Consider the following 11,869-nt stretch of genomic DNA (forward strand, 5'->3'; position numbering starts at 1 on the left):
AATTCGCTAAAGAGCATCCCTGACCCACTGTCGCGCCCAGCCATGGACTCCTCCACTCCGGGCCCGTCCGTGGGTCGAACAACAGGACGACTCTTGGCTCGAACTTACCTGGCCCTGGCGGCTGCAGGGCTAGCCGGCGCTGGCGTGGCCGCACTCAGCCCCTGGGCCCAGGCCGCCAACGTGTTCAACAGCCGCCCGCTTGATGCCAGCCGCTTTGCCGTGCTGGCGCGGCCGGTGGGCAACAGCGCCTGGAGCCTGTTGGTGCTCGAGCAGATCAAAACCCAGCCCCTCTGCTGGGAGCAGCGCCCCGACGGCCTGGTCGATCCGGCTCTCAACCGCTTCAACTTCACCGGCATCTGCAGCCGCTACCTCGACAGCAACGGCTACTCCCTGCGCATCGCCGATCAGGATCTGGCCAGCCGCTACCGGCTGCAGCTGCGCCAGAGCGGTACCGAACTGCAGCTGGAGGCCAGCACCACCAGCGATCCCACGGTGCTGGTGGTGGGGCGGGCCCAGGTGCCCGCACGCGAACGGGATGGCTTCGTGGCGCTGAAGCTCGAGCCAGGCTGGGATCTGCAGCGGCGGGCCTATGGCGAGCAGACCCTCAGCCACATCTATTTCGCCAACGCCAGCCCTCTGCCGGAGCTGGTCGCCAAAGCGAGAAGCTCCTCGTCGGGAGGCCCCGGCCAGAAGATGTTCCACGCCAGCCTGCAGCCGCCGGTGGCCCCACCCAGCCTGGTGGCTCAAAACCTGGGCCCGGGGCCGATCCGGCTGCCCGTGATCCCCTTCAGCAACCAATAACCCCGTGACAGTTGCCAGAGAGTCCTCCCGCCCCTCATGGACCCTGAAAGCAGCCGTTAAGTTTTCCTCGTGTGAGGAGTGGGAACGCTCTTCCGGGGTCGAAACGAGGACAGACTCCCAGAATCGTTCCAACTCAGAGCCCTGCCTTCGGCGGGGCTTTTTTATTGGCTCGATCCCCCAACAAAAAGCCGGCCCTGGAAGGGGCCGGCGAGGAGACAGAGGAGCTGTCGACGGACGAGGCAGGGCCGCAAGCGGCCCCAGCGATCACTTGATGGTGACCTTGCCGCCGGCTTCTTCCACGGACTTCTTGATGGTTTCGGCTTCAGCTTTGGCGATGCCTTCCTTGATGGCCTTAGGAGCGGCTTCCACCAGAGCCTTGGCTTCGCCCAGGCCGAGGCCGGTGGCCTCGCGGACAGCCTTCAGCACCCTGATCTTCGCCGTATCTTCGAAGCCATCGAGGATGACGTCGAATTCGGTCTTCTCTTCGGCGGCTTCAGCACCACCACCGCCAGCGGCGGGGGCGGCCATCATCACGCCAGCGGCGGGAGCGGCGGACACACCGAAAGCCTCTTCGATCTGCTTGACGAGCTCGGAAGCCTCAAGCAGCGAAAGGGTTTTCAGCGATTCGAGAATCTTGTCGGTAGTAGCGGACATGGTTGGGAATCAGCAACAGATCTGTTTGTGAACAGTCGGATCGAGGGAGCTCGAACTCGCGAAATGCGATCAGCCTTCGCCGGATTCGGCGTGCTGGTTGAGCGCCCGGGCAAGGCCGGACGGAACCTCGTTGATGCCCACAGCCAGCTTGGTGGCCACGGCATTGATCGCACCGGCGATCTGGGCCATGAGCACCTCCTTGGAGGGCAGATCCCCGATGGCCTTGATGTCGTTCTGAGAGAGGAGCTTGCCTTCGAAAAGGCCACCCTTCACATCCGACTTCTTCGTGTCCTTCTGGAAGGACTGCACGGCCTTCACCGCACCACCCACATCGCCCTTGACCAGGACGAAGGCGTTGGTGCCGGTGAGCAGGGAATCGAGATTCGACCAGGCGCTATCGCCATCAATGGCCCGGCGCATCAAGGTGTTTTTGGTCACCTTGCACACACCGTTGCTGGCCTGCAGACGGGTCCGCAGATCAGACATTTCCTTGATGGTCAGGCCCTTGAAATCAAGGACCAACGCCATTTCGGCCTCGCCGAGGAGCCCTTTGAGCTCTTCGACGATCTGTTGCTTGTTCTCCAGAGTGCGGCCCATAGGGAAGGAACGGATCGGGGGAACAAGCCGGGTACGCGGCCCTGACGCCCCTGGAGGGGGCTCGAGGCCGCGGCCTGTTCAACACCCGATGCGATCCAGCTGACGATCAGCTGAGCCGCGGCGGAGAACCAAACCAGTCGCGTGAACCTCGGCAGGACTTACGGGCGTGAACCCACCTGCTGTCTGGGGTAGGGCGCGTGCCCTTCTGGCCTAAGCCAGTAGGCCACCCTACACCACAGCAATTCAACCCTCCTGCTTGATGTCCTGCAGGGCCGAGAAGTCCACTTCCACCGAGGGGCCCATGGTGGAGGTCACATAGAGGCTCCTCCAGTAACGGCCCTTGGCACCGCTGGGCTTGTTGCGGTCGATGGTTTCCTGCAGAGCCTTGAGGTTGTCGAGCAGCTTGGCCGCATCGAAGCTGGCCTTGCCGAAGCGCACGTGCACGATGCCGGTGCGGTCGGCGCGGAACTCGAGCTTGCCGGCCTTGAACTCGTTGATGGCACCAGCCAGATCGGTGGTGACAGTGCCGGCCTTGGGGTTCGGCATCAGACCCCGGGGACCCAGCACCCGGCCCAGCTTGGCCACCTTGGGCATCATGTCGGGGGTGGCGATCAGCAGGTCGAAATCCATCTCACCCTTGGCGATCTGATCCACCAATTCGTCGTCGCCGGCCAGGTCGGCACCGGCTGCCTTGGCAGCGGCCACGGCCTCACCGCGGGCGATTACCGCAATGCGAATCGACTGACCGGTGCCATGGGGCAGGGCCACGGTGGTGCGCAGCTGCTGGTCGGTGTACTTGGGGTCGATCCCGAGGCGCACGTGGGCCTCCAGGGTCTCGTCGAATTTGGCGTTGGCGTTGGCCTTGACCAGCTCAATGGCCTCGAGGGGGGTGTAGCTGCGGTCTTCAACCGTGGCGCTGAGCGCGGAAAAACGCTTGGAAATTTTTGGCATGGTGGGAATGGGGTGCGAGCGATTCAGAACCGGGCCCCTCAGGGCTGCCTGGATCTCCCCCGGCTAAGGGTGGATGGGTTTGGGGATTTAATCGTTGACGGCGACGCCCATGTTGCGGGCGGTGCCTTCGATGATGCGCATGGCCGATTCAACGCTGGAGCAGTTGAGGTCGGGCAGCTTGGTCTTGGCGATCTCCTCGAGCTGGGCGCGGCTGATGGCGCCGACGCTGCCCTTGGCGGAGGTGGCGGCACCCTTCTCGATACCGGCTGCCTTGGAGATCAGCACGGAGGCGGGAGGGGTCTTGGTGATGAAGGTGAAGCTGCGGTCTTCGAAGACCGAAATTTCAACCGGAATCACATAACCGGCCTTCTCCTGCGTCCGAGCGTTGTACTCCTTGCAGAACGCCATGATGTTGACGCCGTGCTGACCGAGGGCAGGGCCCACCGGCGGTGCAGGGTTGGCTTTGCCGGCCTGGAGGGCCAGCTTGATAACGGCAACGACTTTCTTGGCCATCGTCTCGGGCTACTGGGGCAAATTCTGCGGATCACCCCCATCGCCGGGGGTGTGGACTGAACGGCCGTCCTCCGCAGGGAGACGGCCGCTGAGCTGGGCCGAGGCCTAGCTCTGTTTGCTGATCTGGGAAAACTCCAGCTCCACCGGGGTTTCCCGGCCGAAGATCGAGAGCAGGGCCTTGAGCTTGTTGCGCTCGCCGCTCACCTCGATCACCTCGCCCTGGAAGTCTTTGAACGGACCGGCCGTAACCAGGATCTGATCGCCCTCGGTGAGGTCGACCTTGACGACGGCCTTCTTCTCGGCGGCCCGCTTGAAGATCCGGTCCACCTCGGAGCGGCTCAAGGGGCGAGGCTTGATGTGGCCCCGGGCCTTGGCGGTGGCACGCCGCTCTTCCGCCCCCACGAAATTGATCACGTTGGGGGTGCTTCGCACCGCCATCATCGTGTCCTCATCCAGGATCATCCGCACCAGCACGTAGCCGGGAAACACCTTCTCCTCCGTGCTCTGGCGGGAGCCATCCTTCTTGAGCTTCACCCCCGGGGTCTGGGGGATCTCGATCTCCAGGATGCGGTTGTCCACGCCGAGGGTGACGGCCCGCTGCTCAAGGGTGGCTTTGACCTTCTTCTCACAGCTGGAGGCCACCTGCACGGCGTACCAGCGGGCCACCTGGAGCTTTTCGCCGCTGGCGGCGGGCACCTCCAGCACCTCTGCTGCAGGCTCCAAAACGTCGAGGGGGCTCTCAGACAGGGGCTCGGACACGGGGCTCAAGAAAGGAACGGGATCAACGAAACATTTGACGAAGCACTGGACTTAACGGGACACAGGCTCAACGAAACACCTGAAGGGCGGCCCAGCCGTAGAAGCGATCAATCGCAGCGATCGCCGCCGCCGAGAGACTCACCATCAAGATCACGGCCACCGATTCACTGAACAGCTGCTGGCGACTGGGCCAAACCACCTTGCGCAATTCCGCCAGAGTGGCGGCAGCAAAGCCCTGGGGCTCGGCTGGCGGTGTGGGCTGATCAGGGGTTGGGGAATCTGGATTGATGGCGTCGGAATCCACGGGCGCTGGCGCACGGGGACGTCCGCGCGTATCGGCAAACGACCACCCTACCCGAGGGGCACAAAGGTCAAGGGAGTCCCCGGCTCGACGCGCACACCCCGGGCGCCGCTGAAGCGCTCCGCCAGCAGCTCGGTGGCCAGGGGATTCTCCAGCTGACGGCGCAGCACCCGCCGCAGGGGCCGAGCGCCGTATTCGGGCTCATAGCCCTGCTCGGCCAGGGCCTGCACCACCGGCTCCGGCACCTCCAGCTCCAGGTGCTGCTCCGCCAGCAGGCGGGCCAGCTCGGCCAGCTGCAGGCGCACGATCCGCTGCAGATCCGCCGGCCCCAGCGGCCGGAAGCGGATCACCTCGTCGATCCGGTTGAGGAATTCCGGCCGGAACTGGGACGCCAGCGCCTGGTCGATCTGCTGGTCAAGCCAGGTCTGCTGCTCTTCAGCTCGTGAGGAATCGGCCCGGACGCTCTCGAGGATGGCGCGGCTGGCCAGGTTGCTGGTCATGATCACCACCGTGTGGCGGAAATCCACGGTGCGGCCCTGGGAATCGGTGAGCCGGCCGTCGTCGAGCACCTGCAGCAGCAGGTTGAACACCTCCGGGTGGGCCTTCTCCACCTCATCGAGCAGCAGCACCGCGTAGGGCCGGCGCCGCACCGCCTCGGTGAGCTGGCCACCCTCCTCGTAACCCACGTAGCCGGGGGGCGCCCCCACCAGCCGGGCCACGGCGTTGCGCTCCATGAATTCGCTCATGTCGAGCCGCACCAGGGCGTCGTCCTCGTCGAAGAGAGACGCCGCCAGGGCCTTGGCCAACTCGGTTTTGCCCACGCCGGTGGGGCCCAGAAACAGAAACGAGCCCACCGGCCTTGTGGGCGACTGCATCCCCGCCCGGGCCCGCCGGATCGCTGCGGCCACCGCCGCCACCGCCTCCGGCTGGCCGACCACCCGCTCGCCCAGGCTGGCCTCAAGCTCCAGCAGCTTCTGACGCTCACCAGCCAGCAGCCGCTGCACCGGAATGCCGGTCCAGCGGGCCACCACATCGGCGATGTCGCCCTCCTCCACCTGCTCCCGCAGGATCGTTTCCCCCTGCAACTCCGCCTCGAGGGTTTCGCGGCGCTGCTGCAGGGCATTGAGCTGGTCGTGCTGGAGCCGGGCCGCCTCCTCGTAGTCGCCGTCGCGCTCGGCTTCGGCGATGGCGTGGCGCAGGTCTTCGTCCTGCTGCAGCAGGTCGCGCAGCTCCGCCAGCCGCTCCCGCTCGGCCTGCCAGCGCTGCTGCACCCGCTGCAAAGCCTCGGTGGCCTGGCGGCGCTGCTCCTGCCACTGCACCCGCTCCTCCAGCGGCGCCACCTCGGCCGAGAGCAGGGCCAGCTCCACCCGACGCAGCTCGGCCTCGGCCGCCTCCACCAGCTGGGGCTTGGAGGTCACCTCCATGCGCAGCTGGGCAGCGGCCTCATCCACCAGATCAATCGCCGAATCGGGCAGGCAGCGGTCGGTGATGTAGCGGTCGGCCAGCCGAGCGGCCGCCACCAGGGCCGGATCGGTGATCGCCACGCCGTGGTGCAGCTCATAGCGCTCCTTGAGCCCCCGCAGGATCTCCACGCTGGTGTCGAGCCCGGGCTCCTTGATCAGCACCTGCTGGAAGCGGCGCTCCAGGCCGGGATCCTTCTCAATACTGCGGCGGTAGTCCTCCGGGGTGGTGGCGCCGATGCAGCGCAGGTAGCCCTGGGCCAGGGCCGGCTTGAGCACGCTGCCGGCATCGGCATTGGAGCGGTCGTTGCTCACCACCGTGTGCAGCTCGTCGATGAACAGCACCACCCCTGCGGCACCCGGCACCGCATCGGCGTCGCGCACCTCCTTGAGCACGGCCCGCAGGCGCTCCTCAAACTGGCCGCGAAACTTGGCGCCGGCGATCAGGGCGCCCAGATCGAGCGCCACCAGCCGCAAACCCTGGAGCGAATCCGGCACTTCACCGGCCACGATCCGCTGGGCCAGCAGCTCGGCCACGGCGGTCTTGCCGACGCCCGGCTCGCCGATCAGCACCGGGTTGTTCTTGCTGCGGCGGGAGAGCACCTGGATCAGGCGGCGCATCTCCAGGTCGCGGCCGATCACCGGATCGAGCTCACCGGCGCGGGCCGCCGCAGTGAGGTCGCGGCCGTAGCGCTCGAGGGCGCTGGGCTCAGGCGGCTCCTGCTCCAACCGCAGCTCGGCGCTGGGCGCTGCTGCCGGTGGCGGGGCGGGAGTGGCGGTATCGATCCAGGCGTCGGGAGGTGCCGCGGGGGCAGCTGGGGGCGGTGCAGACACCGGGACCGCCGCAGCCCCACTGGGCCGGAACTGCCGCAGCAACAGGTCTTCGCTGAGACCCTCCGGCCCCAGCAGAGAGGCACCGATGCGGGGCTCCCGCACCAGAGCCACCAGCAGATGGGGCACCTCCAGCAGGCCCGCGCCCCAGGCGGCCCGGCAGCGGTCGGCGTCCTCGAGCAGGTCTTCCAGGGCATCGCCGATGTAGAGCTCGCTGCCGCTGCCACCGGGCTGGTCGGCGCAGAAGCTCTCGAGCCGATCCAACAGGCGATCGGGATCGAGGGGCAGGCGATCCAGCCAACGGCCAAAGCGCTGCTCCAGCAGCAGGGCCTGCAGCAGATGCTCAACGTCCATGGCGCCGTGACGCCAGCGCCGGGCCGTGTCCTGGGCGGCCAGGAGCAGCTCCCAGGCGTCGTCGCTGAAACGATCGGGATCGCTGGTGAGGCTGGAGGGCACTGGATCGGCGCGCATGGGCTTGCGGGGTCAGCCGCGGGACGAGAGCTGGATCAGTTCCACCTTGTAGCCATCGGGATCCTCCACAAAGGCGATCACCGTGGTGCCGTGCTTCATCGGCCCGGGTTCTCGCACCACCTTGCCGCCCTTGACGCGGATGGCGGCGCAAACGGCCTGGATGTCATCCACCCCCAGGGCGATGTGGCCGTAGCCGCTGCCAAGGTCGTACTGGCTGGTGTCCCAGTTGTGGGTGAGCTCCAGCACGGTGTTGTCGGCCTCATCGCCATAGCCGACAAAGGCCAGGGTGAAGCGTCCGGAGGGGTAATCCTTGCGGCGCAGCAATTGCATGCCCAGCACCTCCGTATAGAAGGAGAGGGAACGCTCCAGATCTCCCACCCGGAGCATGGTGTGCAGCATGCGCATCAATCAACCCGGCCAGGCATCAACCAGGACTCACGAACTCCCATTCTGGCCAGCAACATCAGCCGTTGTACCGAGTGGCACAAAATGAGCGGAGGGGGTGCCCCATAGGATCGCCAATCAGACAGCCGTGGCGCGCCAACGTGATTGACTCCCTCGACCTTGTGATCGACACCGTGGTGGCACGGGAGGTGCTCGATTCGCGCGGCACGCCCACCGTGGAGGCCGAGGTGCTGCTGGAGGGTGGTGCCAGCGGCCGGGCGATCGTGCCGAGCGGTGCCAGCACCGGCGCCCATGAAGCCCACGAGCTGCGCGATGGCGGCAGCCGCTACTTCGGCAAGGGGGTGACCCAGGCTGTCAACAACATCGAAGAGCGCATCGCCCCGGCCCTGTGTGGCCTCAGCGCCCTGGATCAGAGCGCCGTCGATGGCGCCATGGCCGAACTGGACGGCAGCGACAACAAGTCGAGCCTCGGCGCCAATGCCGTGCTGGCCGTGAGCCTGGCCACCGCCCGGGCTGCCGCCAACGGCGTGGGCCTGCCCCTCTACCGCTACCTGGGTGGCCCGCTGGCCAATCTGCTGCCGGTGCCGCTGATGAACGTGATCAACGGCGGCGCCCACGCTTCCAACAACATGGACTTCCAGGAGTTCATGCTGGTGCCCCACGGCGCCAGCAGCTTCCGCGAAGCGCTGCGCATGGGCGCTGAGGTGTTCCACACCCTCAAGGGCCTGCTCCACGACCAAGGCCTGTCCACCTCCGTGGGTGATGAGGGTGGCTTCGCCCCCAACCTGGCCAGCAACGATGCCGCCGGTGAGCTGCTGATCCAGGCGATCGAAAAAGCCAGCTACCGCCCCGGCGACCAGATCTCCCTGGCTCTGGATGTGGCCAGCACGGAGTTTTACAAGGACGGTCGCTACACCTTCGGCGGCGGCAGCTACAGCAGCGCCGAGATGGTCGATCAGCTGGCCCAACTGGCGAGCCGCTTCCCGATCGTGTCGATCGAGGACGGCGTGGCCGAGGACGACTGGGACGGCTGGGCCCTGCTGACCGAAAAACTGGGCAAAACCGTGCAACTCGTCGGTGACGACCTGTTTGTTACCAACACCGCCCGGCTGCAGCGCGGCATTGATCTGGGTGTGGCCAACTCGATCCTGATCAAGGTGAACCAGATCGGCTCCCTCACCGAAACCCTGCAGGCGATCGATCTGGCCGGCCGCGCCGGCTACACCAGCGTGATCAGCCACCGCTCCGGCGAAACCGAAGACACCACCATCGCCGATCTGGCCGTGGCCACCCGGGCTGGCCAGATCAAGACGGGCTCCCTCAGCCGCTCCGATCGGGTGGCCAAGTACAACCAGCTGCTGCGCATCGAAGACGAGCTGGGCAGCCAGGCGATCTACGCCGGCGCCGAGGATCGGGGCCCCCGCGGCAAGGCCTGATCCACGGTGCTGATCCACGGTGCGAAGGATCAGCCCTGGCCCACTCCAGGCAACTGATCCAGGCGCCCATCGCGCTTGAGCCGGCCCTGAAGCTTGAGCCAGCTCAGGCCCAGGGGCAGGCCAGCCACAAGGGGGATCGCCACCAAAGCTGGCCGCGCACTGGCTGCCAGCAGGGCCGCAGCAACCGCCAGCCCTGCCAGCAGCATCGACTGGCCAGCAGCCTGCTGGGCCAGGGCGAGCCGGCGCAGCAGCCGATCAGTTTCTCCGGCCCGGATCTGCACCTGCAAATCGCCCTGCTCGATGCGGGCCAGGCTGTCGTCGAGGCGTTTGGGAATGCCCAGGGCGCGGCTGCCTACCTCAGCGGCCTGCCGTGAAATCTCATTGAACAATTCGCTGCCGAAGCGGTCGCCACTGCCACCGCTGCCACTGCCACCACCCACACCGCTTCCCGAACCGCTTGATGTCATCAGAGGAAGCAGGTAAGGACGAGCAATCGCCACCAGGCTAAAGCCGCTATCGAGGCTGCGGCCGACCCCCTCGAAGGTGGAGAGCGCCCGCATCACGAAGATCAGCTCGGGCGGCAGGCGGAAGGGCTGGCCGTAGACCAGGTCGTAGAGATCGCCCGACAACCGCTCCAGCACGTTGGCGGAGAAGGGGGGCGTCAGGGCCTCCTCGAGCATCACGCGCACCAGGCGGCGCACCGGCCCGGGATCGACGCCAGGGGCAATCACCCCAGCCTGTTGCAGTTCCGCCACCAGGCCGCTGGCATCGCGGGCCGCGGCGGCGCGCACCATGGTGCCCAGGCGGCCCCGGAGCTGACCGGACAACTGGCCCATCATGCCGAAGTCGTAGTAGATGAGCGCTCCGTCGGGGGCTACGGCCAAGTTGCCGGGGTGGGGATCGGCGTGGAAAAAGCCAAAGCGCACCAGCTGCTGCAGATAACTGGCCGCACCCTTCTCGGCCACCGCCGCGGGCACGATGCCGGCCTCGAGCAACGCCTGACGGTCGGTGATCTTGATGCCGGGCACGTAGTCGAGGCACAACACCCGCCGGGTGCTCAGCTCCCACACCACTGCGGGAATGCGGATGCCGGGATCATCAAGAAACTGCTGGCGGAAGCGGGCCGCATGCTCCGCTTCGAGGCGGAAGTCGAGCTCCCGCAGCAACACCCGCCGGCACTCCTGGGCGATGCCGATCCAGTCGCGGCCGCGGCCCCAGCGGGGATGGCGCTGCACCGCGGCGGCCACCTGCTGAAGCACCTCCAGATCCAGCCGGAAGGTGCGCTCCAGACCAGGGCGCTGCACCTTGAGCACCACCTGACGGCCGCTGCGCAGGCTGGCGCGATGCACCTGGGCCAGGCTGGCGGAACCGAGTGGTTCGGCTTCAAGGTCGATGATTTCAGCGCAGCGCTCACCCAGCTCCTGCTCCAGCAGGTCCTGCACCACGGTGAAGGGGAAGGCCGGCACCCGGTCTTGGAGGGTGGCCAACTCCTCAACGAGCTCGGCGGGCATCACGTCCGGCCGGGCGGATAACAACTGACCCAACTTGATGAAGGCCGAGCCCAGGGCCAGAAATTCCTGGGTGAGCCAGCGGGCCCGGCGACGCTGACGCCGTTGCCGGCGCTCCAGGGTGACGCCACCGGGATAGGTCCAATCCTGACCGTCCCACCACAGCCCCAGAACAAGGGCCAGGGCCAACCACCAGATGCGCAGCGGCCGCAGAATCACGAACGCTGGTCCAGACGTCGCGCCAGTGCCGCCACCCGAGCGCGCAGGGCATCGATCTGATCCTGGGGATCGAGAGGGCCAGCGGCGGTCGGGGCCGCTTCGGGCCCTTCTGCCTCCCCCCGTTCGATCCGGGCCGCCTCGGCTTCCACCTCCTCCCAGAACAACTGCAGCTCCTGGCGCAGCCGCTCGGGCGCATCCTGGGCGAGCAGGGCCAGGTTGGCGGCTGCATCGACGAGACCGCTGCCCAGCCGAACCCCCAGTCGCTGCACGGCGGCCTGCACTAACGATTGCGGCGCACTCATCGCGGCCCGGCCTCTGGGGAGAACTGTGGCAGATCCGCACTCGGCAGCTGGGGCGGCGGTGGGGCCTCCAAGCGGGGGACAGGAGCTGTCGGCCGGGGCATCGGAAGCGGCGCCGGGTCCAGAGGGGCCTCACGCAAGCCAGCCCCTGGATCGGGGGTGGGCTGATCCTCAGGCTTTGCCGCCGGTGGATCAGCCGTGGGCTTGTTCTCCAGCTCCAGCAGATCCAAATCGCCGCGAATCTCCTGATTGTCTGCGCCAAACCGCAGCCGCAGGCTCTCCAGCGTGATGCCGGGAAAGGGCCTCATCTCAAAGCCCTGACCCAACCGCACCAATGAAGGCAATTGCAGGGCAAGCAGCCGGTGGGTGATGCCGTAGCCAAAGCCAAAGCAAACACCCACCACCAATGGCACCTGCCAGTGTGACCGAGGGCGAGCAGGAGCGGGAGCAGCGACCTGGGCGTGTGCCATGAGGTTCACCCTAAGAGTTTGCTGAAAAACCCAGCCCGCGTGACAATGGGCCAACTGCCCACCTGAGATGCGAGGTCACCGGGAGCGCAGCGGCTCTCTGTTCTCCTACGTGTCGATCGAGGAGCGGATCCCGGCCAGTCATCCACTGCGGCGGATCCGGAAACTGGCCGATCAGGCCCTCGATCGGCTCAATC

The 11,869-nt window shown here is 66.8% G+C and carries 13 protein-coding genes and 1 pseudogene; 3 read left to right on the plus strand and 11 right to left on the minus strand.

Annotated features, from left to right (window positions below; all coding sequences use genetic code 11):
- Nucleotides 1-42: 42 nt before the first annotated feature.
- Nucleotides 43-801: a DUF3747 domain-containing protein gene (locus CJZ78_RS09140; RefSeq protein ID WP_094560878.1), complete on the plus strand. Its 759-nt coding sequence runs from the start codon at nucleotides 43-45 to the stop codon at nucleotides 799-801.
- 264 nt (nucleotides 802-1,065) lie between these two features.
- Here the strand turns inward: CJZ78_RS09140 and rplL are convergent, their stop codons facing one another.
- From rplL to gloA, 8 genes are all read right to left on the minus strand, one after another.
- The gene (rplL, locus tag CJZ78_RS09145; RefSeq protein WP_094560880.1) at nucleotides 1,066-1,455 is read right to left on the minus strand and encodes a 50S ribosomal protein L7/L12; all 390 of its coding nucleotides are present in this window, start codon (nucleotides 1,453-1,455) and stop codon (nucleotides 1,066-1,068) included.
- A 69-nt stretch (nucleotides 1,456-1,524) separates the two neighbouring features.
- Nucleotides 1,525-2,052, minus strand: coding sequence for a 50S ribosomal protein L10 (gene rplJ / locus CJZ78_RS09150; protein ID WP_094560882.1), 528 nt, complete (start codon nucleotides 2,050-2,052; stop codon nucleotides 1,525-1,527).
- Between the two features lie 243 nt (nucleotides 2,053-2,295).
- Complete coding sequence (gene rplA / locus CJZ78_RS09155) at nucleotides 2,296-3,003, minus strand: 50S ribosomal protein L1 (RefSeq protein WP_094560884.1); 708 nt, start codon at nucleotides 3,001-3,003, stop codon at nucleotides 2,296-2,298.
- Between the two features lie 87 nt (nucleotides 3,004-3,090).
- Nucleotides 3,091-3,516, minus strand: coding sequence for a 50S ribosomal protein L11 (gene rplK, locus CJZ78_RS09160; protein WP_094560886.1), 426 nt, complete (start codon nucleotides 3,514-3,516; stop codon nucleotides 3,091-3,093).
- A gap of 105 nt (nucleotides 3,517-3,621) precedes the next feature.
- The gene (nusG, locus tag CJZ78_RS09165; RefSeq protein ID WP_233128631.1) at nucleotides 3,622-4,239 is read right to left on the minus strand and encodes a transcription termination/antitermination protein NusG; all 618 of its coding nucleotides are present in this window, start codon (nucleotides 4,237-4,239) and stop codon (nucleotides 3,622-3,624) included.
- A 103-nt stretch (nucleotides 4,240-4,342) separates the two neighbouring features.
- Nucleotides 4,343-4,564, minus strand: coding sequence for a preprotein translocase subunit SecE (gene secE / locus CJZ78_RS09170; RefSeq protein WP_233128632.1), 222 nt, complete (start codon nucleotides 4,562-4,564; stop codon nucleotides 4,343-4,345).
- 62 nt (nucleotides 4,565-4,626) lie between these two features.
- Entirely contained in the window at nucleotides 4,627-7,338 is a 2,712-nt protein-coding gene (locus tag CJZ78_RS09175; protein ID WP_094560890.1) for an ATP-dependent Clp protease ATP-binding subunit, read from the minus strand.
- 12 nt (nucleotides 7,339-7,350) lie between these two features.
- Nucleotides 7,351-7,743, minus strand: coding sequence for a lactoylglutathione lyase (gene gloA / locus CJZ78_RS09180; protein WP_094560892.1), 393 nt, complete (start codon nucleotides 7,741-7,743; stop codon nucleotides 7,351-7,353).
- Nucleotides 7,744-7,883: 140 nt separating this feature from the next.
- On the opposite strand from gloA, the gene eno reads away from it, so the two are divergent.
- On the plus strand, nucleotides 7,884-9,179 hold the full coding sequence (gene eno, locus CJZ78_RS09185) for a phosphopyruvate hydratase (RefSeq protein ID WP_094560894.1): 1,296 nt from the start codon (nucleotides 7,884-7,886) through the stop codon (nucleotides 9,177-9,179).
- 29 nt (nucleotides 9,180-9,208) lie between these two features.
- On the opposite strand, the gene CJZ78_RS09190 is transcribed toward eno, so the two are convergent.
- The 3 genes from CJZ78_RS09190 to CJZ78_RS09200 are packed head-to-tail and all read right to left on the minus strand — an operon-like array spanning nucleotide 9,209 to nucleotide 11,675.
- Nucleotides 9,209-10,906 carry an AarF/ABC1/UbiB kinase family protein gene (locus CJZ78_RS09190; protein WP_094560896.1) on the minus strand — a complete coding sequence of 566 codons (1,698 nt, stop codon included), beginning with the start codon at nucleotides 10,904-10,906 and terminating at the stop codon, nucleotides 9,209-9,211.
- Nucleotides 10,903-11,208, minus strand: coding sequence for a hypothetical protein (locus CJZ78_RS09195; protein WP_094560898.1), 306 nt, complete (start codon nucleotides 11,206-11,208; stop codon nucleotides 10,903-10,905). The genes CJZ78_RS09190 and CJZ78_RS09195 overlap by 4 nt, the downstream gene beginning before the upstream one ends.
- Nucleotides 11,205-11,675, minus strand: a complete 471-nt coding sequence (locus tag CJZ78_RS09200) for a hypothetical protein (RefSeq protein WP_143592889.1) — start codon at nucleotides 11,673-11,675, stop codon at nucleotides 11,205-11,207. Before CJZ78_RS09200 ends, CJZ78_RS09195 begins: the two co-directional genes overlap by 4 nt.
- 67 nt (nucleotides 11,676-11,742) lie before the next feature.
- Here CJZ78_RS09200 and CJZ78_RS09205 point away from each other — a divergent pair.
- Nucleotides 11,743-11,869: pseudogene (locus CJZ78_RS09205) on the plus strand (IS5/IS1182 family transposase); the annotation flags it as partial.

It is taken from the genome of Synechococcus sp. 8F6 (assembly GCF_002252665.1).
GTDB lineage: Bacteria > Cyanobacteriota > Cyanobacteriia > PCC-6307 > Cyanobiaceae > Cyanobium_A.

Excerpts from the sequence above, each read along its gene's own strand:
- CJZ78_RS09140 (WP_094560878.1), top strand. The coding sequence starts at position 43 with ATGGACTCCTCCACTCCGGGCCCGTCCGTGGGTCGAACAACAGGACGA.
- rplL (WP_094560880.1), bottom strand. The coding sequence starts at position 1,455 with ATGTCCGCTACTACCGACAAGATTCTCGAATCGCTGAAAACCCTTTCG.
- rplJ (WP_094560882.1), bottom strand. The coding sequence starts at position 2,052 with ATGGGCCGCACTCTGGAGAACAAGCAACAGATCGTCGAAGAGCTCAAA.
- rplA (WP_094560884.1), bottom strand. The coding sequence starts at position 3,003 with ATGCCAAAAATTTCCAAGCGTTTTTCCGCGCTCAGCGCCACGGTTGAA.
- rplK (WP_094560886.1), bottom strand. The coding sequence starts at position 3,516 with ATGGCCAAGAAAGTCGTTGCCGTTATCAAGCTGGCCCTCCAGGCCGGC.
- CJZ78_RS09175 (WP_094560890.1), bottom strand. The coding sequence starts at position 7,338 with ATGCGCGCCGATCCAGTGCCCTCCAGCCTCACCAGCGATCCCGATCGT.
- gloA (WP_094560892.1), bottom strand. The coding sequence starts at position 7,743 with ATGCGCATGCTGCACACCATGCTCCGGGTGGGAGATCTGGAGCGTTCC.
- CJZ78_RS09195 (WP_094560898.1), bottom strand. The coding sequence starts at position 11,208 with ATGAGTGCGCCGCAATCGTTAGTGCAGGCCGCCGTGCAGCGACTGGGG.
- CJZ78_RS09200 (WP_143592889.1), bottom strand. The coding sequence starts at position 11,675 with ATGGCACACGCCCAGGTCGCTGCTCCCGCTCCTGCTCGCCCTCGGTCA.